Consider the following 19,652-nt stretch of genomic DNA (forward strand, 5'->3'; position numbering starts at 1 on the left):
GGTCACTTCTCTGCGCTCGTGATGACCTTGGGAGGACGTCACCCGATTGCTCAGACCTGGAGTCGGATCAAAGGCCCGGTGCGATTTGCGACACCCGCCTTGTCATTCCGGGGCGCCGCAGGCGAGCCCGGAATCCAGACCAACACCGCGTGCCTGCAGGGCACTGTCGGCGGATCCGGGTTCCGGTCCCTGCTTCGCAGTCCCGGAACGTCGGCGTTGTCGTCCGTGGGCGGAGGTCTGTTCCTGCTAAGTCGTGGCTGAGCCGCATGAGCCGGACGGCTGCACGCCGACCAACCCCAAACGCCCAGCCTGCGATCTCCAAAATCCGCTACGGGGCGCGCTTGAACCGGATGATGCTGCGCGAGAGGCGGCCCTCATCCCAGTTCGGCATCGCCCGCCAGGGCGTGACGACGTCGGCATAGGGCCCGTCGATCGTGATCGACCGTCTCTGCTCGGTGCCGACCCATTCCGGCGCCCAGGCGGTCTGCACCGCGGTGACCCACTGATCGCCTTCGATTCGGTAGCGACCGATATAGGCGACCAACGTCTTCATCAGCGCCGCGCGATCGGCCTCCGAGGCTGCTGGCTTGCGGTCGCTACCTTCGAGATTGAACGCGACCCAGCCGTCACGGGTGAAGATAACGCGCCCGCGCGGCGTGCTGCCCATCGCGTCGACGATCTTGCCCGTCTCCTTGTCCTCGACCCGGTAGGAGACGAGTTCCCAGGTCCCGACGATCTGCTCGGCGAGGAAAGGGCCGGCCTGGGGCGACGGCCGGTCGGTGTGATCGGGTGCGCCCAGCGCTGCGGGACCACCCAGCGCGAGGATCAGGAGAAGCGAGGCCCCGAAAGCTCGCGTGACAGATCTCGAGATGCGCATGCCTTCGATCACGACGCTGCAGAGGGGGGCGCGGGATCGCGCAGCGCCGCTATGCCGACAGGCGTTCGCTCATCCAATCACCGCACACGCTTGGCAGCCAGACCGGATCTGCACCCCTGACGGCGCGCTCTCAGTTGCCGTTGCGGGCCATTCGGGTGCGTCCGCCGCCATCCGCAACCGTCGGGAGCGGATCCTGCGTACCCGACACGACGACGAGGCGCTGGACTTCGCCCCGCAGGAAGGCCTGGAGGAAGCGGTCGTAATCGCGAAACGACACGCAGCCATTCGAGTCGCCGCGCGGTCCCAGCATGTAGGTGTGGGCCAGCAGGCCGACACGGCCGTAGACGGCCTCGCTGCCGCCGACCGGCGAGAGCCGGATCGCCCGCACGCCGTGGAACAGTGCCTCGCGCTCGGTCAGGTCGTAGGTGCCCGGCGGGGTCGGGCCGCGCATCCGCACATTGACCAGACGGGGCTCGTCCAGGCCTTCGCCAAGGCCGGAATGCGCCTCCAGGCGCTCGCCGTTCGGCAGGGTCACGGTGCGCGCGGCGATGTTGTAGACCGCGACCCCGGCCGAGGCACTCGGCTCCCGGGACAGGGGGAGCGGCGGCGAGATGCGCCGCTGCGGCACGAGATCTGCCGGCTTGCTCTCCAGCGCCGTGTAGGCCAGGGCGGGGCCTTTCTCGATGCCGAACAGCTTCTCAAGGAACGAGGGCTCGTCGCTCGGCGGCGCGACCGGCTGGGCGGCCGGCTGCTCGCGGCGCGCCATCCGCCGGTCCGCCCTGCGGGCGTAACCGGAGCCTCCCGGAGTTCGGAACTCGGGCGGACGCGGGATCGGAAGAGGAATGATCATCGCCTCGCGTGGCGGCGCGGCGCTCTGGGCGTCCGCCTCGGTAGCGCTATCGGGAGACGGCGGAATTGCAGGCAGTGCGATCTGCGCCCAGGCCCAGCGCGACAGAGAGCCACCGGAGGCATCGCGCCAGGTCTCGACGGCGGGCGCCTCAAGGGGCGGCGCGTCGGCTCTGGCCTCCGCGCGCGGCGACTCGTCCAGCGGTTCGGCGGCTGTGATGGAAGCGGCCGTCTGATTCGGCGATCCGTCGGGCGGCGCTCCGCGACCCAGGTGGCCGCTTCCGACGGCAGCCATCACCAGCGCCCCGGCCAGCACCGCGAGGGGCGCCGCACAGGAGCGGCGCGCGCTCCGGGCTTCAGAACCGTCCAGCGGCACGGAATCGATGGCCATGTGTTGCCCAGGCTCCTCGTCGCGGAGCGGGCGCTCGACCGATCATCGCAACCCCGACGGGCAAATCCCGAGGAATCGCGACGGACCGACCGGCCCCGCTCACCGTGAAACAGCGGGGCCGGGCCGGCTTTTCTGGGGCGGCTCCATGGTCGATCTGGGATCGAGTGGGACCATTTTCGGGCGGGATCGAACCTCTTCTCGAAGGTTTCGGCCGCCGAATAGGCGGCCGATGACCATTAGTCGTTGTCGATCTGACGCCCGAGCAGCGCGATTGCCCGCTCGTAGACCGGCGCGGCGTTCCAGCCCTGGATCGCCGCGAAGTTCGGCTCGCCCGGCTGGTAGCCCGCACCCGCGCGCCAGCCATGCGCCTTCAGGAAGTTGGCAGTGGACGACAGGGCCGCGCCGACATTGTTCAGGTCGCCGGTGCCGTAGGTCAGCACATTCTTCGGCAGGAACTGCGTGTGGCCGACCTCGCCGTGCGCCGCGCCGCGGGTGCTCGGCGTCAGCAGACCCCGGTCGATCAGCGTCAGTGCGGCGTAGAGCTGGTCGGTGAAGTACTCAGACCGGCGGCAATCGTAGGCGAGCGTCGCCACGGCCGAGAGCGTGTTGACGTTGCCCCGCACCGCGCCGAAGCCGGTCTCCATGCCCCAGATCGCCAGGAGCGGGCCCGGCGGAACGCCGTAGCGCTGCTCGATCGAGTCGAACAGGGCCGCGTTCTGCCGCTTGAGCGCCCGGCCGCGCGAGACGATCGCCGGACCGCCACGCTTGGCGAGGAACTGCTCCAGCGACAGCTTGAAGCTGTGCTGCCCGCGATCGGCCGAGATGGTGGCCGTGGAGTAGGTGGTGTTCTGGAGCGCCGCCAGGCTCGCCGCGCTGGCCCGCCCGCGCGCCTCCTCGGAGAATTGCCGCTTCCAGGTCTCGAAGCCGGCCGCGTTGCTGCCGCACTGTGCCGCCTGGACCTGCCCGGCGCTGAAGGCGAGCCCGGCGATTGCCGCCATCGCCAGGGTCTGACGCCGCATCTTGTCTGTCACGCGAAACACTCCTTGGCGCGCAACCGCGCCCCGTCCTCATGGCGATACCGGGTCACATCTCGTCGATATCAGGGCGAGAAGATGTCGAAGGCGCGACCTCCGGCCGTCAGGTCTTCAAATCATCGCGCATTCGCGGCTTTACGGCGAGATGGCAGCGGCGAAGCCCTGTCCGCATCATGAACAAGACGTGTCGCGCTTCTGCTCGCGCCGTGCCGGCGCCCCGCAGCACTTTCCACGAACGACAGTGTTGCAGCGTTCTCATTCGAGGTGACCGAACCGCAGAACGCTTTGCCAACAAAGTTTATCGAGCAGAAATCTGCAGGCTTACTGTCACAACCCTGTCAAATGACAGTCATAGCTTTGCCGGCGGAAAGATTTTGCTGGAGAAACGGTGTGGGCTCCACAACCTGCATGGCAATACGTCGCCCTCCGTTGCTTCGTCTCTCCTGACCGGCTCCCGGGTTCTTCGCGAGAGCGGCCATGCTTCCGAAATCCGGCCTGCCTTCGCAGGGACCATCCTCCCTCAAACGGTGCTGATCCGCGCCACGCGCCGCGAGGACCAGCGCTCGCGGAGCGGCGCAGGCACGCCGACCTGACAAACAGCGAGACAGGACAATCATGGCCCTCGGAATGCACGGCACCGGCTCATCGCGCGCGGCCTCGCTCGGTCCCGACCTCGACCGCGATGGGGTCGCGAAGGCGTATGGCCGCTGGGCGCCGGTCTATGATCTGGTCTTCGGACCGGTCTTCGCGCAGGGGCGGACTCTGGCGGCGGCCGCGGCCGAGCGGGTCGGCGGCCGGATCCTGGAGGTCGGCGTCGGGACGGGCCTCTCCCTGCCGGCCTATCGCCGGGCCCGCAGCATCGTCGGGATCGATATCTCGGCGCCCATGCTGGAAAAGGCGCGCCGGCGGGTCGCGCGGCTCGGCCTGCGCAATGTCGAGCGCCTCGCCGTCATGGACGCGGAGCACCTCGATTTCGAGGATGCGTCTTTCGACGTGGTCGTGGCGCAATATGTGGTCACGGCGGTGCCCAACCCCGAGGCGGCCCTCGACGAGTTCGCCCGCGTGCTGCGCCCCGGCGGCGAGATCGTCATCACCACCCGGATCGGCGCCGAGGCCGGCCTGCGCCGGGCCGTCGAGCACGCCCTGGCTCCGGTGACCAGCCGCCTCGGCTGGCGGACCGAGTTCGCCTGGAACCGCTACGCCGCCTGGGCCGCCAAGGCCCCGGTCGAGATCGTCGAGCGCCGGGCGCTGCCGCCGCTCGGCCACTTCTCGCTGGTCCGCCTGCGCAAGCGCGACGCCTGAGGCGGCACGAAACTTCTTACCAGCCCACAACCATCCGATCGGGGAAGCACATCATGGCGAGCTTTCTGGAGGCGCTGCGCGTCCAGCGCTGGGACGACCACCGTTACTATCACCACAACCGCGTCAACCAGAGCTTGCACGTGGTCAGCGCGATCAGCTTCCTGGTGGCGTATGCGCTGGCGTTCAAGGATCCGGCGACGGCCGCGCTGATCGGCTGGCTGGTGGCCATGACCTCTCGGCAGGCGGGTCATCTGTTCTTCGAGCCGAAGGGCTATGATCACGTCAACGCGGCCACCCACGAGCACAAGGAGGAGATCAAGGTCGGCTACAACCTTCAGCGCAAGATCGTGCTGCTGGCGATCTGGGCCCTCTCGCCTCTGCCGCTCTACTTCGATCCGAGCCTGTTCGGCCTGATCGCGCCGCATCAGACCACGACCGATTTGATCCGCAATATCGGCTGGATCTGGCTGTGGCTCGCCCTGGCGGGCCTGCTGTTCCGCATGGTTCAGCTGTTCGTCCAGCGCGACATGCAGACCGGCTTGGTGTGGGTGACGAAGATTCTCACCGACCCGTTCCACGACATCAAGCTCTACCACAAGGCGCCCCTGGCGCTGCTGCACGGCGAGTGGGTCGAGGATCACGAGCCGCACGAGCGCGGCGCCTGAACGGGTATCCGTGCGCCGGGCCGTGTACCGGCCCGGCGCGCTCGGATCAGGTCTGGTTCGGCGCGCGCAACCCCAACCAGCCGCCGAACCTGCCCAGCCTGACCGTCGCGACCTCGCGCAGGATCGACCGGCGGATCGCCTTGTCGCTGGGCGCCGTCCCGTCCCACCAGCCATCCGCCTGCATGGCGCGCGCCGCCGCCACGAACCGGTCCGCGACGGCCGCGAAGGCGGCATCGTCATAGGCGAGGTTGAAGATCATCCGGCCGGTCCCGACCCACGACAGGGCCAGCCCCTCGGCGCGCAGGTAGAATTGCAGCATCCAGTTGTAGCGGGACGGCTTGGTGTACAGGACCGTCCAGACCGTGGACATGTGGGCCACCCGCACCGGCAGTCCCGCCTCCGCCAGCATTCCGTTGAGGCGCGCCGCCCGCGCATCCCAGGTCGCGTCGAGGCCGCGGTACAGCCCGGCGACCTCGGGCGTGTCCAGGCGGTCGAGGAACGCGCTCATGGCACCCATCACGTAGGGGTGGGCGTTGAACGTGCCGCGCGCGAAGCAGATGTCGACCGGCCGGTCGTCCCGGTAGCGCCGCATGAGCTCGGCGCGGCCGCACAGGACGCCCACCGGCAATCCGCCGCCCAGCGTCTTGCCGTAAGTGACCATATCGGCGCGCAGGCCGAAATAGTCCTGCGCACCGCCGCGGGCCAAGCGGAATCCCAGGAAGACCTCGTCGAGGATCAACACAATGCCGCGGGCACTGCACACCGCCCGCAGCTCGTGCAGCCACCGTGTGTAGGCGGCTCGGTCGAAGGCCGCCTTGCGGGCGCTGTCGACCAGCGCGGAATCGGCCGGCGCCCCGGCATTGGGATGCATGGCCTGAAGCGGGTTGACCAGTACGCAGGCGACGTCCCGTCGCGTCGACAGCACCCGCAAGGTTCGATCGGACATGTCGGTCAAAGTCAGCGTGTCGCGCGTCGGGACCGGGTTGCCGATGCCCGGCTGCACCTCGCCCCACCAGCCGTGATACGCGCCGCACAGGCGCACGATGCGTCGCCGGCCGGTGTGATAGCGGGCGAGCCGCACCGCCTGCATCACCGCCTCGGTGCCGGACATGTGGAACGACACCTCGTCGAGGCCCGAGAGCGCCTTCAGCCGCGCCACGTTGCCGGTGACGACCGGATGGAGCGGGCCCAGCACGGGGCCGAGGGCCGAGACCCGCGCAGCCCCCTCCTCCAGGCAGGCGCGGTAAAAATCGACCCCGAACAGGTTCACGCCGTAGGAGCCGGCAAGGTCGTAGAACACGTTCCCGTCGAGATCCGTGACGGTCACGCCTTCGGCGGCGGCCGCGAAGGCGCCGCTGCCCAGGTGATCGCGGACGTGCCGGGCATACTGGAACGGCACCCGGTAGAGCCCGGTGAACTGGAGGTCCGACAAGCCGTCGCGCACAGCTGCGGTCTCGGCCCGGGTCCGGGGGAAGCGCGCGCGGAACAGGTCGGCGAGCCGCGCGAACCCCGCCTCGCGGCGCAGGGCCACAGCCTCGTCCGGATCGTCGGAGCGGAAGAAGGTGTGCTCGGAATAGGCGTAGTGCGGGATCAGCCCCGCGACGCGCCGCGCCATCCGCCCGTGGCCGGTGAGCGAAGGGTGCTTCGCCCGGGACAGCTGCAGGCGCTGCGCCGCCCGCGGCAGGGCCAGGAGCGCGACGGCAGTGGTGGCGGACAGGGCGGCGAGGAGGGCGGACATCGCCCCGCGGCCTATCGGAGGCGGTTCACGGCATGATGACGGTTCCCGGATCGCGGCTGCGCTCGGCTCTTGCGCGCGTGGGCGCGCAGGAGGATCTGAACTTCCTTCTGACCAACCGCCTTCCGCGCCGCCTCGCCACCCGCTTCATGGGCTGGTTCAGCCGCATCGAGCAGCCCTGGGTGCGCGATCTCTCGATCGCGACGTGGCGCCTGTTCTGCGACGTCGATCTCAGCGACGCGCGGGACACGCGGTTCCCGAGCCTCCACGCCGCCTTCGTGCGCGCCCTGCGGCCCGGCGCCCGGCCGGTCGAGGCCGATCCCGCGATCCTGACGAGCCCGAGCGACGCGATCCTGGGTGCGCACGGGCGGATTGAGGCGGGACGCCTGTACCAGATCAAGGGCCTGTCCTACCAGCTCGTGGACCTGCTCGGCGGCGATGAGCCGCTGTCGCGCCTTCACGAGGGCGGCACCTACGCGACCCTGCGCCTGACCGCCGGGATGTACCATCGCTTCCACGCACCGCATGACCTGAGCGTCGATTCGGTCCGGCACATCTGGGGCGACACCTGGAACGTGAACCCGATCGCGCTGAAGCGCGTCGAGGCCCTGTTCTGCCGCAACGAGCGGGCGGTTCTGCGTCTGCGCGTGGGCGAGCGCGGCCATCCCGTCACGCTGGTCCCGGTGGCCGCGATCCTGGTCGCGGGTCTGCGTCTCGGCTTTCTCCCGGTGGCGGTCGATCTGCGGTCTACGAGAGGCCGGACGCTCCCCTGCACGACCCGGCTCCGCAAGGGCGCGGAGATGGGCTGGTTCGAGCACGGATCGACCATCGTGGTGCTGGCGCCGCCGGGTTTCACGCTCTGGCCGGCCCTGCGCGAGGGCGCGCGCCTGCGCATGGGCGAGCCTCTGATGCGCCTGTCGGACGGTCCGGCCTGAGGAGCCGTCACGCTGCGTGAACCGCCGCCAGAAACTCCGTGACCGCGGTGCTGAGTTCGCCCGACTGCCGTGACAGGTCCGAGGCGGCTTCCAGCACCTGGGCTGCGGCGGTGCCGGTCTCCGCCGCGGCCTGGGTCACGGCGCCGATATTGAGCGTGACCGCCTGGGTGCCGTCCGCGGCCTGATTGACGTTGCGCACGATCTCCTGCGTGACCGCCCCCTGCTCGTCCATCGCGGCCGCTACGCCGACGGCAATCGTCCTGAGATCCAGGACCACGGCCGTGATGGCCTGGATGGCATCGACCGCACGGTGGGTCTCGCCTTTTATCGCCGCGACCTGTGCGGCGATCGTCTCCGTGGCCTTGGCGGTCTGGGCCGCCAACTCCTTGACTTCGCCCGCCACCACCGCGAAGCCCTGCCCAGCCTCTCCGGCCCTGGCGGCCTCGATGGTCGCGTTGAGGGCGAGCACGCTGGTCTGCGCGGCGATGCCGGAGATCAGGCTGATCACGGTCCCGATCCGTTCGGCGCCGTCGGCCAGCCCCATCACCAGCGTGTTCGTCTCGGCGGCATCGGCGGCGGCCCGTTCCGCCATGTCGGTGGACCGAGCGATCTGGCCATTGATCGCGCCGATCGAAACCGCCAGTTCTTCACTGGCTGCCGCCACGGTCTGTACGCTGGATGACACCGACGTTAGAACAACTCGTCGGAAACACAGTCCGGCGGGCAATGGCCGGCTGAAAACGCGACGCGCCGCCGCTTTGTCGCGAAGCGGCGGCGCAGATCGTCGGAACTGACGGGCTATGCTCTACACGTCGAGATTGGCCACGCTCAGCGCGTTCTCTTGGATGAACTCGCGCCGCGGCTCCACGACGTCGCCCATCAGCTTGACGAACAGGTCGTCGGCATCGGTCACGTCCTTCACCTTGACCTGCAGCAGCGAGCGGACGTCGCGGTCCAGCGTGGTTTCCCAGAGCTGCTGGGCGGTCATCTCGCCGAGGCCCTTGTAGCGCTGGAGCTGCAGGCCCTTGCGCCCGAACGCCATCACGGCCTCGAACAGGGCCACGGGCCCGTGAAGCATGGTCTCGTCGGACTTGCGCATCAGGGTGGCGGGCTCGCCGTAGATCTCCCGGAACGCATCGGCCCGCTCGGACAGGCGGCGGGCTTCCTGCGAGGTGATCAGGCCGGCGTCGAGCGTCGCCACCTGACGGACGCCGCGGAGCGTCCGGCTGAGGCGATAGCCGCCCTCGAACGATTCGCCCTGCCAGCCGCGCTCGATCTCGTCGGCGATGGCGTCGAGCCGGCGCGCGGTCATGTCGGCCAGCACCTCGGCCTCGCCGGCGCGCGACGCCGCCTCGGCGTCGAAGGCACCGGCCAGGACCGCCTGCTCGACCACGGCGCGGTCGTAGCGCGTGTGCAGGCCCTGGAGGATGTTCCGGAAGGTCCGCGCCTCCTCGACGAGGCTCTTGAGCTGGGCACCGGCGAACTCCGCACCGGTCGAGAGGCGCAGGATCGCGCCGTCAGTACCCTGGTCGATCAGGTAATCCTCAAGGGCGCGCTCATCCTTCAGGTAGATCGCCCTCCGGCCGCGCTCGGCTTTGTAGAGCGGCGGCTGCGCGATGTAGAGGTGACCGCGATCGATCAGCTCCGGCATCTGCCGGAAGAAGAAGGTCAGCAGCAGCGTGCGGATGTGCGAGCCGTCCACGTCGGCATCGGTCATGATGATGATGCGGTGATAGCGCAGCTTCTCCGGATTGAAGCCCTCGCGGTCGGTGGACGAGCGGCCGATGCCGGCGCCGAGCGCGGTGATCAGCGTGCCGATCTCGGCCGAGGACAGCATCCGGTCGGCGCGTACCCGCTCGACATTCAGGATCTTGCCGCGCAGCGGCAGCACCGCCTGGAAGGCCCGGTCGCGGCCCTGCTTGGCCGACCCGCCCGCGGAATCGCCCTCCACCAGCAGGATCTCGCACTTGGACGGGTCGCGCTCCTGGCAATCGGCGAGCTTGCCGGGCAGCGATGCGATGTCCAGCGCTCCCTTGCGGGTCACGGTCTCGCGCGCCTTGCGGGCAGCTTCGCGGGCCGAGGCCGCCAGCACCACCTTACCCATCACCGAGCGCGCCTGGCTTGGATTCTCCTCCAGCCAGGTCGACAGCCCCTCGTTGAGGACGTTCTCCACAGCCGGGCGGACCTCGGATGAGACGAGCTTGTCCTTGGTCTGCGACGAGAATTTCGGATCCGGCACCTGGACGGAGATGACCGCGGTGAGCCCCTCGCGGCAATCCTCGCCGGTGAGCGAGACCTTTTCGCGCTTGGAGACGCCTGAGGAATCGGCGTAGCCGGTGATCTGGCGGGTCAGGGCGGAGCGGAAGCCCGCCATATGGGTGCCGCCGTCCCGCTGGGGAATGTTGTTGGTGAAGGGCAGGACCGTCTCGTTGAACGAGTCGTTCCACCAGAACGCCACTTCGACCCGGATGCCGTCGCGCTCGGCGCGCACCACCACCGGGCTCGTCATGCCGTCGATCGGCTTGCGGGAGCGGTCGAGGTAACGCACGAACGCCTCGATGCCGCCCTCGTAGTAGAGTTCCTCGCGCTTCTTCTCGGGATGGCGCGCGTCGGTCAGCACGATGCGCACGCCGGAATTGAGGAAGGCGAGTTCGCGCAGCCGCTTCTCCAGCGTGCCGTAATCGAACTCGATCATCGTGAAGGTGTTGGTCGAGGGCAGGAAGGTCACCTCCGTGCCGCGCCGACCGTTGCCGGGCCCGACCACCGCGAGGGGTGCGACGGCGTCGCCGTGGCGGAACTCCATCGCGTGCTCCGTGTCGTTGCGCCAGATGCGCAGCTTCAGCCACGACGACAGGGCGTTGACCACCGAGACGCCGACGCCGTGCAGGCCGCCGGAGACCTTGTAGGAATTCTGGTCGAACTTACCGCCCGCGTGCAGCTGGGTCATGATGACCTCGGCCGCAGAGACGCCCTCCTCCTTGTGGATGTCCACCGGGATGCCGCGGCCGTTGTCGGACACCGTGACCGAGCCGTCGGCGTTGAGGGTGACGGTGACGAGATCGGCGTGCCCCGCCAGGGCCTCGTCGATGGCGTTGTCCACCACCTCGTAGACCATGTGGTGAAGGCCTGAGCCGTCGTCGGTGTCGCCGATATACATGCCGGGCCGCTTGCGGACGGCGTCGAGGCCCTTCAGCACGCGGATGGATTCCGCGCCGTAATCGGCGGGCTCGGTCTGTGGGGTGTCGGCCATGGATGTCCTCGGGCAGGCGGGCTTTGTCACGACGGAGGAACTCGCGCCGTCGGGCGCCCATGCCTGCGCTCTCTTTGGTCCGCCTGATATAGGGGTTCCGCGTTGAGATTGCACGATTTTACCGGCTTAAGGCGGGACCGGATCCTCGCTTTTCTGACGCTCCCGGCTTAACGCCGCGTTAGCCCTGGATACCGCCTGCGCTGGCGTCATCCAAGCGGGCGACCGCATCCGCCGTCAGGGTCAGGCTTGCGGCCCCGAGAAGCTCGTCGAGCTGCGCCACCGTGGTGGCGCTCGCGATCGGCGCGGTGATGCCCGGCCGAGCGATGATCCAGGCCAGCGCGATCTGGGCCGGGCTCGCACCCTGTGCCGCCGCCACCGAATCGAGCACGTCGAGCAGCGCCAGGCCGCGCGGGTTGAGGTACTTGGCGACGCGGTTCTCGCGGGCACGGCCGGCGGCGTCCTGCGCGGAGCGGTACTTGCCCGTCAGGAAGCCCGCCGCCAGCGAGAAATAGCCGATCACGCCGATCTGCTCCTTGCGGCAGAGCGGCTCCAGCTCGGCCTCGTAGCCGCGCTCGGCAAGGCTGTAGTCGGGCTGCAGGCACTCGTAGCGGTGCAGGCCGGACGACGCCGCGATGTCAAGCGCCTCGGTGAGCCGCGCCGCGCTGTAGTTCGAGGCGCCGATGACCCGGATCTTCCCGGCCGCAATCAGGCGCTCGTGGGCCCGCAAGGTCTCCTCCAGTGGGACCTCGGCGTCGTCGAGATGGGATTGGTAGAGGTCGATCCGGTCGGTCCGCAGACGCCGCAGGGAGGCCTCGCAGGCCCGCTCGATGTGCCGGGCCGACAGGCCCTTGGCGGCCTCGCCCAGGTCCATGCCGACCTTTGTGGCCAGCACGATCCGGTCCCGTGCGCCGGGCCGCGCCGAGAGCCAGCGGCCGATCACCGCCTCCGATTCGCCGCCGACATGGCCGGGCACCCAGCGCGAGTAGACGTCGGCGGTGTCGATGAAGTCGAAGCCGCGCTCGACGAAACGGTCGAGGATCGCGAAGGAGGTCGTCTCGTCGGCGGTCCAGCCGAAGACGTTGCCGCCCAGGCAGAAGGGCGCGACCGTCAGGTCGGAGCGGCCGATGTGGCGCTTGTCCATGGTCCTCAATCCTGCAGGAACGGGTTCGTGGCTCGCTCCTCGCCGAGCGTGCTGGTCGGTCCGTGGCCCGGGATGAAGGCGATGTCGTCGCCCAGCGGCAGGACCTTCTCCTTGATCGCCCGGATCAGCTGCTCGTGATTGCCACCGGGCAGGTCCGTGCGGCCGACCGAGCCCTTGAACACCACGTCGCCGACCAGGGCGAAGCGCGCGTCCCGGCTCACGAACACCACGCTCCCGGGGGAGTGGCCCGGACAATGGAGGATGTCGAATCCGAGACCGCCCACCGTGACCGCGTCGCCTTCGTCGAGCCAGCGGTCCGGCGTCACCGCCCGGGCTTCGCCCAGGCCGTAATTCGCCGCCGTCTCGGGTAGGGAGTCGAGCAGGAACTTGTCGGCTTGGTGCGGCCCTTCGATCGGCACGCCGAGGCGCTCGCGCAGCTCGTCGGCGCCGGCCGCGTGATCGACATGGCCGTGGGTCAGCAGGATCTTCTCGACCTGCACGCCCTGCTCCCGGATCGCCGCCTCGATCCGGTTCAGATCGCCGCCGGGATCGACCACGGCGCCGACCTTGGTGGCGTCGTCCCAGATCAGGGTGCAGTTCTGCTGGAAGGGCGTGACCGGGATGATCCCGGCGCGGGGCGTTCCTGGCATCGCAAAATCTGTCCTGATGGCGCCCGGCGGGCGCGGTCCCGTCTGTGATAGCGCGATCGCGGCGCCGGGCCCACCCGCAAGCAGGCGCTCAGGCGGGCCGCCGCTTGAGTAGCGCGTCGAGACCTCCGACCCGGAACCAGTGATACCCGTAGCCCTCAAGGAACAGGCAGTGGCGGCCGTCCTCGCCGACCTCGCTTCGGGCGCCGGTGAGCAGATCGACGAGGATATCGTGCTCGGGATCGTCCTTGCCGGATACGATGGCGACCTCGACCGGCTCCGGTGCGAGGTTGTGGACGCACAGGATGGCGTTGCCGCGCCATTCGTAGCGGAGCGCCAGCACCGACGGGAGTCCCGTCTCCATTGCGACGACGTCGCCCCAGCCGATCTCAGGCGCTTCCTTGCGCTGCCGGATCATGCTCTGCATCCAGTTGAGCAGCGAGCCTTCCTCGTGGCGCTGATCGGCGACGTTCACGTGGGCATAGCCATAGGGCCCGTGGTCGATCAGCGGCAGCACGGTGCGCGCGGCCGTGGAAAAGCCGGCCTGGTGCTCGCTGGTCCACTGCATCGGCGTGCGGGCGCAGTCCCGCTCCTTGAGCGACAGCTCGTCGCCCATGCCGATCTCGTCGCCGTAGCGCAGGACCGGCGTCCCCGGCAGCGTGAACATCAGCGAGTAGGCGAGCCGGATGCGGCGGGGATCGCCGGCCAGCATCGGCGCGAAGCGGCGGCGGATGCCGCGATCGTAGAGCTGCATCCCCTTCTCGGGACCGAACGCGTCGAACACGGCCTGCCGCTGCTTGCCGGTCAGGCGCCCCAGATCGAGCTCGTCGTGGTTCCGCAGGAAGATGCCCCACTGGCACGAGAGCGGGCGCGGCTTCGTCTGCTCGATCGCCTTGACGAGCGGCCGGGCGTCATGCGCCGCCAGGGCGTAGAAGGTTGCTTGGTTCACTTGGAAGTTGAACATCATGTGCATGCGGTCGGCGTCGTCACCGAAATAGTCGAGGTCCTGCTTCGGCAGGATGTTGGCTTCCGCCAGGATGATCGCGTCGCCCTGGCGCCACTGGAGGAACTCGCGCAGGTCGCGCAACATCTCGAACTGCTCGCGCGGCTTGCCGCCGACATCGGCACCCTTCTCGGCGATCACGAACGGCACCGCATCCATGCGGAAGCCGGAGACGCCGAGCTGGATCCAGAATCCCATGATCTTTAGGATCTCGGCCAGGACCTCGGGATTGGCGGTGTTCAGATCCGGCTGGAAGTTGAAGAAGCGGTGGAAGTACCAGGCCTTGGCCTTGGCATCGTAGGTCCAGGTCGTCTTCTGGATGCCGGGGAAGACCATGCCTTCGTCGGCGCTGGCGGGGCGCTCCTTCGACCAGACGTACCAGTCGCGGAACGGCGAGTCCGGGTCGGACCGGGCCGACTGGAACCAGGGATGCTGGTCCGACGTGTGGTTGACCACGAGATCGATGAGGACGCGCAGGCCGCGCTGCTTGGCGGCGTGGGTGAAGGCGACGAAATCGCCGAGCGAGCCGTAATCCGGATCGACCCCGTAATAGTCGGCGATGTCGTAGCCGCCGTCCTTCTTGGGCGAGGGCTGGAACGGCATCAGCCACACCGCGGTGGCGCCGAGGCTCTGGATGTAGTCGAGGCGGCGCTCGAGCCCGGCAAAGTCGCCGATCCCGTCACCGTTGGCGTCCATGAAGGTGCCGACGGACAGGCAGTAGATGACGGCGTTCTTGTACCACAGGTCGGTGATCATGCGGGCCCCCCGGCGACTGCGCGCATGACGAACGTGGGACGCCGCGAAAGCGTTGCCGTTCGCCGCGTCCTTAAAACAGCCGCGTTGTGCACGCCCTGTTCAGGCGCGTGCCCGGAAGGTCCGCGCCCGCTCCGTTGCGCCCCCGAATCCGGCCCGCATGAACGCCATCCTGATCAAGCTGTTCGCGACCGCCCTCACGCTGAGCCAGGTCACGACCCGTCCGGACGCGGTCCGGACCCAGTTCGATCCCGCCACCGACGGGCCCGAGGTGGTACGCCTGCTGCGCGACGGCTGCGCCCACATGCGCAAGGCCTTCGACATCGAGGACATCAATCTCGACGAGCTGATCACCACCGCGATGGAGGATCCGTCGAGCGTCGCCGGGCCGTCGGCGCCCAAGATCCTTCACGGGCTCGATCTGAACGAGCTCAACACGAGCTACAAGCAGTTCTGCAAGGGTGAGAACCCGCCGAACTCGCCGTTCGACGCGAAAGCGGTCATCGAGTTTTACGACAACGCGACCAAGGACCTACCGAGCGCCGAGGCCCTGCGCGACAAGGCGCTGCCCGGCATGACCCGGATCCTCGACGGGGCCGGCAAACCCTTCGCCGAGGCTTCGGAGCCGAATGGCCGGCGAATCGTGGTGCCGATCACCACGGTCCCGACACTGGTGCAGAAGGCCTTCATCGCCGCCGAGGACAAGCGGTTCGAGAGCCACCACGGCATCGACGAGCGCGGCGTGATCCGCGCCTTCATCGGCAATCTCGCCTCGCCGGGCCGGCCCGCGGGCGGATCGACCATCACCCAGCAGGTGGTGAAGAACCTGTCGGTGGGCGACGACGTCACCTACGAGCGCAAGATCCGCGAGATGATCGTCGCGTCGCGGCTGGAGCGCATTCTCACCAAGCCGCAGATCCTCGGGCTCTACCTCAACGGCATCTATCTCGGGCGCGGCGCCTACGGCATCGAGATGGCGGCGGAGAGCTATTTCGGGAAGCCGGTCGGACAGCTGACGCTGCCGGAGGCCGCGCTGCTCGCCGGCATGCCCAAGGGCCCGAACTTCTACAGCCCCGACAAATACCCGGACCGGGCGCGGGAGCGGCGCGCCTACGTGCTGGCCCGGCTCAAGGAGGAAGGCACGATCACGGAAGCCGAGATGAACGCCGCCATCAAGTCCGATCTCGGCTTGAAGCCGATCGAGACGGCGCGGCGCTATTCCGGCTTCTACCTCGTCGACTTTCTCAACCGGGAGGCGCGCACCTTCGCGGGGGTGGATTCCCTGACCTCCGGCTCGATGACGGTTCGCTCGACGATCAATGCCGGGTTGCAGCGGGCGGTCGAGGAGGCGCTTCAGGACGGGCTCGCGAATTACGAGCGCGGGACGGGGCGGCAGACCTACACGGGCCCTGAGCTCAACCTCGCCGACAGCGTCCGGCGCATCCAGGCCGCGACACCGGCGCCGGAGGGATCGCCCCAGGCTGCGCCGGGTGTCACCGGTGCACGGTCTGACGCGGTCAAGCCGGATGCCAAGACCCTGAAGGCCGAGAAGGCCGCCGCCGCGGCGATTCCGGCGCCGAAGCCGGCATGGCTGCGCGCTCTCGAGAGCGCGCGCCCGGTGCTCTACGACGTCCGCTGGCCGATGGCGGTGGTGCTGGAGACAGGACGCGGCGCGGTCCGGGTCGGGCTCGCCGACGGCCGCATCGCCAGCCTGGATCCGGGAATCGCCCGCGGACGGCTGCAGCCCTACGACGTGGTGCGGGTGAAGCTCTCCGGCGGCAAGGGCGGCCTGCGCGCCCAGATCCGCGTGCGGCCCACCGTCCAGGGCGCCGCGCTGGTGCTGGAGAATCAGACCGGCCGGATCCTCGCCATGGCCGGCGGATTCTCCTACCCACTGAGCCAGCTCAACCGCGTCACCCAGACCGTGCGCCAGCCCGGCTCGACGCTGAAGCCGCTCACCTATCTGGCGGCCCTCAATGCCGGTCTGCAGCCCAACACCCTGGTGCTGGACTCGCCCGTCACCCTGCCGCCGATCGGCGGGGCCGGCGATTCGTGGTCGCCGAAGAATTACGAGGGCGGCGGATCCGGGCCGACGACCCTGCGGCGCGGCCTCGAATTCTCGAAGAATCTCGTCACGGCGCGCCTGCTTCAGGGCGGCATCGCCCCGAAGGCGCCGGCGAGCCTGAAGCGGGTCTGCGACATCGCCCTGGAGGCGCAGATCTACGCTGAGTGCGAGCCCTATTATCCCTTCGTCCTCGGGGCCCAGCCGGTGCGGATGCTCGACCTCGCGGGCTTCTACGCGGCCGTCGCCAACGAGGGCGCACGGCCGGCGCCTTACGCGCTCGAATCCGTGGAGCGCGACGGCAAGGCGCTCTACACCCACGCGGCCCGCGAGCCCGTCCGCATCGGCTCGGCCGATCGCGTTGCCTTCTACCAGCTCAAGACCATGCTTCAGGGCGTGACCCAGCACGGCACGGCCGCGGCGCTGGCGAAATTCTCGCCGTACGTGGCCGGCAAGACCGGCACCTCGGAGAACGAGAACGACGCCTGGTTCGCCGGCTTGACCAACGAGATCACCGTCGTGGTCTGGGTCGGCTACGACAATGCCGACGGCAGCCGCAAGACGCTCGGCCGCGGCCAGACCGGCGGCCACGTCTCCGTCCCGATCGCCTCGACGATCCTCCAGGCGGCGTGGGCGAACGGGGTCGCGAAGACGCCGTTGCGGGGACCCTCCTCCGAGGCCCGGCCGTTCATCGCCGACATGGCCGTCGATCCGCGCAGCGGCGTGCGGGTCGCGGGCGGCGGCTTCCTCGAGCATTTCCGCACCAGCGGAGACGGCAAGATGGCCGACACGCAGTACCGCCTCGTGCCGCGCGAGACGCTCTACGCCATGCGCCCCGATGCCGAGGATGGCGACCTCAATGGCGGCGAGGACGGCGCCAGCGTCACGGGCGACTATTATGGCAACATGACTGGCGAGCGGGCGCGCCCCGATCTGCTCGACCCGTTCGGCGAGCGTCCGGCAGCGCCGCGCAGCCGCCGTGCGCAGGGTGATCTGGACCCCTATGGCCAGGATCCCTACAGGGACAGCTACAAGCCCTGGCCGGGCCAGACCACGCGCACGCCCTTCGGCGATGACGAGGTCCGTCGGCCGCGGCGCCGCGATCCGGACTACCTGTTCGGCGAAGATCCCGGCTACTGACCGCCCGCTCCCAGTGATGAGAACCCCGTTGCGAACGCAGTTTCCTGCCGCCCTCGCCCTCGCCCTCATGGCGGCCGCTCCGGTCTGCGCCCAGACGCTCGCGGCCAGCACGGCGGCGCCGGGATCCGAGCGGATCAAGGAGGTGCCCTCGGTCTCCGCCGTCGATCCGGCGACGATCAAGCCGGGCCAGATCCTGTTCACGGATCATCGCGACAACCCGACCGCGCCGGAGAACGGCCTGATCCCGTATCTCGACTGGCAGAAGGCCCGGCCGGCCGAAGCTGCGGCGCTCGCGCCCTACCCCGGCTACAAGGAGCCCGACTACACCGTCACGGTGAACGGCGTGACCAAGCCACGGCACGAGACCCTGAAGATCTACGTGGCGGAGGGACGCTTCATCGTTCCGCGTCCCCCGGAGGCGATCGACATCGCGTCCTTTGCCAACCTCGCCTTCGTCCAGAAGATGGATCCGGCGATCAAGCACCGCGCCGTGTCGGTATCCGACGTCACGCCCAACAAGGATCCGGCCGCGTCTTTTGCCAAGCGGCCCGACCGTCCCTGGTGCGAGGGCGCGGGCGCCTGCATCGAGTCCCGCTACGATCTCGAAGGCAAGCTGCCGCTCGGCGTGAAGCTCGCCAACAAGCTCGAGGAAGGCTCGGCCAAGAAGATCGCCGAGTACGTCTCGTTCCAGAGTGAGCTCAGGGTGCTGGGGCCCGATCAGGGCGCGCCGCTGAAGGCGCTCACCAAGGTGGACACCTCGGTGACCGGTGGGCTCGAGCAGACCATCTTCTGGGTCAACCAGATCCTGCGCTTCGGCAAGTTCCTGGCCGTGTTCCAGCCGATGCCGAACGATCCGACCAAGACGGTGGTCACGACCTACATGGCGCTGGCGATCAAGGGCGACGTCCTCGACCGCAAGGCCGAGTACGCGCGCGTGCCCGTGCTCAAGAACCTGCTCCCCGCGCAGGTGCTGATGGGCAATTCGAGCTTCAACACCGGCAACTCGATCAGCGCCGGCCTGCCGGTCTACGCGCGGAACCGGATCACGACCTTCGCCGACGCCCTCGCCAAGCGGTGAGGCGCCCGCCGAGCCTCGCTCACATGCCGCGGTTGCCAATCGTCGGCAGGGTCGGCTGCGTGTAGGCGCGGTTCACGTCGCGGCGGGTCTGGGTGCCGTTGGTGTTGCCGGAGGCCCGGTAATTGTCGAGGTTGAAGCTCTCGGCGAGGCCGCTGCGGGAATCCGGGCCGTCGGTGGCGCAGGCGCCGAGGCCGCCGATCGTCAGCACGGTGAGGGCGAGAAGGGTGAGGCGCATTCTGGATCCTGACAGGTGCCGGGTCCGACGATGGATTGGTATCGCCTGGCCGGTGCCGAAATTGGGGACGCCTCCGCATGGTCAGAGCCCGGAAGGATCCGTCAAGGGCGGCCGCCAACCGTAAATTCGTTCTGCCGCCTCCGATGCGCAGCGGCCACGGAAAATCCACCTTGCCTCCGCTTAACCGCGGATAGGGGGCGGCAATCGTGTTGAGCACGGCCCTCCCCCTCTGGCGAATCCGGGTCCTTTCGGGCGACAACCCTCGGCAATGAGCAACGTCTTGCCCTTCCGACCGCGCCCGCCCGTCACCCGGCTCGCCCGCTGCGAAGTCGTGACCGTCGCCGGTGATCTGCTGACCCTTCTCGAGCAGCTCGAGGATGTCAGCGCCCGTGCCGCCGCGATGGGCCGTCCCGCCCTCGAGGTGGAGCGCACGGTCCAGCATCTCCTCGACGCCGTCAGCGCCGTCGAGCGCGCCCTCGACTGCATCGGCGAAGGCGAGCAATCCGCTCCGGCCTGAAGGCGGATCGGGCGCGCAACGCTGCCGATCTGGCACAATCG

General features: G+C 69.0%; 16 protein-coding genes. 6 read left to right on the forward strand and 10 right to left on the reverse strand.

Annotated elements, in window-relative coordinates:
* Window positions 1-328: 328 nt before the first annotated feature.
* From AC3WSN_RS14870 to AC3WSN_RS14880, 3 genes are all read right to left on the reverse strand, one after another.
* Complete coding sequence (locus AC3WSN_RS14870; RefSeq protein WP_492538916.1) at window positions 329-877, reverse strand: lipocalin-like domain-containing protein; 549 nt, start codon at window positions 875-877, stop codon at window positions 329-331.
* 130 nt (window positions 878-1,007) lie between these two features.
* A complete protein-coding gene (locus AC3WSN_RS14875; RefSeq protein WP_192707780.1) occupies window positions 1,008-2,114 on the reverse strand; it encodes a tlde1 domain-containing protein in 1,107 nt (368 codons plus the stop codon).
* 236 nt (window positions 2,115-2,350) lie between these two features.
* Window positions 2,351-3,133: a lytic murein transglycosylase gene (locus AC3WSN_RS14880; protein ID WP_373622903.1), complete on the reverse strand. Its 783-nt coding sequence runs from the start codon at window positions 3,131-3,133 to the stop codon at window positions 2,351-2,353.
* Between the two features lie 630 nt (window positions 3,134-3,763).
* On the opposite strand from AC3WSN_RS14880, the gene AC3WSN_RS14885 reads away from it, so the two are divergent.
* Both AC3WSN_RS14885 and AC3WSN_RS14890 read left to right on the forward strand, forming a co-directional pair.
* On the forward strand, window positions 3,764-4,450 hold the full coding sequence (locus AC3WSN_RS14885; protein WP_492538918.1) for a class I SAM-dependent methyltransferase: 687 nt from the start codon (window positions 3,764-3,766) through the stop codon (window positions 4,448-4,450).
* Between the two features lie 53 nt (window positions 4,451-4,503).
* Window positions 4,504-5,115 carry a hypothetical protein gene (locus AC3WSN_RS14890; protein ID WP_192707777.1) on the forward strand — a complete coding sequence of 204 codons (612 nt, stop codon included), beginning with the start codon at window positions 4,504-4,506 and terminating at the stop codon, window positions 5,113-5,115.
* Window positions 5,116-5,161: 46 nt separating this feature from the next.
* Here AC3WSN_RS14890 and AC3WSN_RS14895 read toward each other — a convergent pair whose 3' ends face one another.
* Complete coding sequence (locus AC3WSN_RS14895; RefSeq protein WP_492538920.1) at window positions 5,162-6,853, reverse strand: aminotransferase class III-fold pyridoxal phosphate-dependent enzyme; 1,692 nt, start codon at window positions 6,851-6,853, stop codon at window positions 5,162-5,164.
* A gap of 32 nt (window positions 6,854-6,885) precedes the next feature.
* Between AC3WSN_RS14895 and asd the strand changes: the two genes are divergently transcribed.
* A complete protein-coding gene (gene asd, locus AC3WSN_RS14900; RefSeq protein WP_492538922.1) occupies window positions 6,886-7,785 on the forward strand; it encodes an archaetidylserine decarboxylase in 900 nt (299 codons plus the stop codon).
* A gap of 7 nt (window positions 7,786-7,792) precedes the next feature.
* Here asd and AC3WSN_RS14905 read toward each other — a convergent pair whose 3' ends face one another.
* The 5 genes from AC3WSN_RS14905 to AC3WSN_RS14925 all read right to left on the reverse strand — a co-directional run bounded on the left by AC3WSN_RS14905 (window position 7,793) and on the right by AC3WSN_RS14925 (window position 14,582).
* Window positions 7,793-8,512: a methyl-accepting chemotaxis protein gene (locus AC3WSN_RS14905; RefSeq protein ID WP_492538924.1), complete on the reverse strand. Its 720-nt coding sequence runs from the start codon at window positions 8,510-8,512 to the stop codon at window positions 7,793-7,795.
* A 78-nt stretch (window positions 8,513-8,590) separates the two neighbouring features.
* Window positions 8,591-11,035, reverse strand: a complete 2,445-nt coding sequence (gene gyrB / locus AC3WSN_RS14910; protein WP_492538926.1) for a DNA topoisomerase (ATP-hydrolyzing) subunit B — start codon at window positions 11,033-11,035, stop codon at window positions 8,591-8,593.
* 178 nt (window positions 11,036-11,213) lie between these two features.
* Window positions 11,214-12,176 (reverse strand): aldo/keto reductase, encoded by a 963-nt coding sequence (locus tag AC3WSN_RS14915; protein WP_492538928.1) that lies wholly within the window; start codon window positions 12,174-12,176, stop codon window positions 11,214-11,216.
* 5 nt (window positions 12,177-12,181) lie between these two features.
* Entirely contained in the window at window positions 12,182-12,826 is a 645-nt protein-coding gene (locus AC3WSN_RS14920; RefSeq protein WP_192707771.1) for an MBL fold metallo-hydrolase, read from the reverse strand.
* Window positions 12,827-12,914: 88 nt separating this feature from the next.
* Window positions 12,915-14,582, reverse strand: a complete 1,668-nt coding sequence (locus tag AC3WSN_RS14925; protein WP_492538930.1) for an alpha-amylase family protein — start codon at window positions 14,580-14,582, stop codon at window positions 12,915-12,917.
* A gap of 157 nt (window positions 14,583-14,739) precedes the next feature.
* Between AC3WSN_RS14925 and AC3WSN_RS14930 the strand changes: the two genes are divergently transcribed.
* On the forward strand, window positions 14,740-17,781 hold the full coding sequence (locus AC3WSN_RS14930) for a penicillin-binding protein 1A (protein WP_492538932.1): 3,042 nt from the start codon (window positions 14,740-14,742) through the stop codon (window positions 17,779-17,781).
* Window positions 17,782-17,809: 28 nt separating this feature from the next.
* Window positions 17,810-18,859 carry a hypothetical protein gene (locus AC3WSN_RS14935; RefSeq protein WP_192707768.1) on the forward strand — a complete coding sequence of 350 codons (1,050 nt, stop codon included), beginning with the start codon at window positions 17,810-17,812 and terminating at the stop codon, window positions 18,857-18,859.
* 19 nt (window positions 18,860-18,878) lie between these two features.
* Here AC3WSN_RS14935 and AC3WSN_RS14940 read toward each other — a convergent pair whose 3' ends face one another.
* The gene (locus AC3WSN_RS14940) at window positions 18,879-19,094 is read right to left on the reverse strand and encodes a hypothetical protein (protein ID WP_192707767.1); all 216 of its coding nucleotides are present in this window, start codon (window positions 19,092-19,094) and stop codon (window positions 18,879-18,881) included.
* Window positions 19,095-19,362: 268 nt separating this feature from the next.
* Between AC3WSN_RS14940 and AC3WSN_RS14945 the strand changes: the two genes are divergently transcribed.
* The gene (locus AC3WSN_RS14945; RefSeq protein ID WP_192707766.1) at window positions 19,363-19,611 is read left to right on the forward strand and encodes a hypothetical protein; all 249 of its coding nucleotides are present in this window, start codon (window positions 19,363-19,365) and stop codon (window positions 19,609-19,611) included.
* Window positions 19,612-19,652 lie beyond the last annotated feature (41 nt).

The organism is Methylobacterium sp. FW102-HT35C08 (assembly GCF_058790235.1).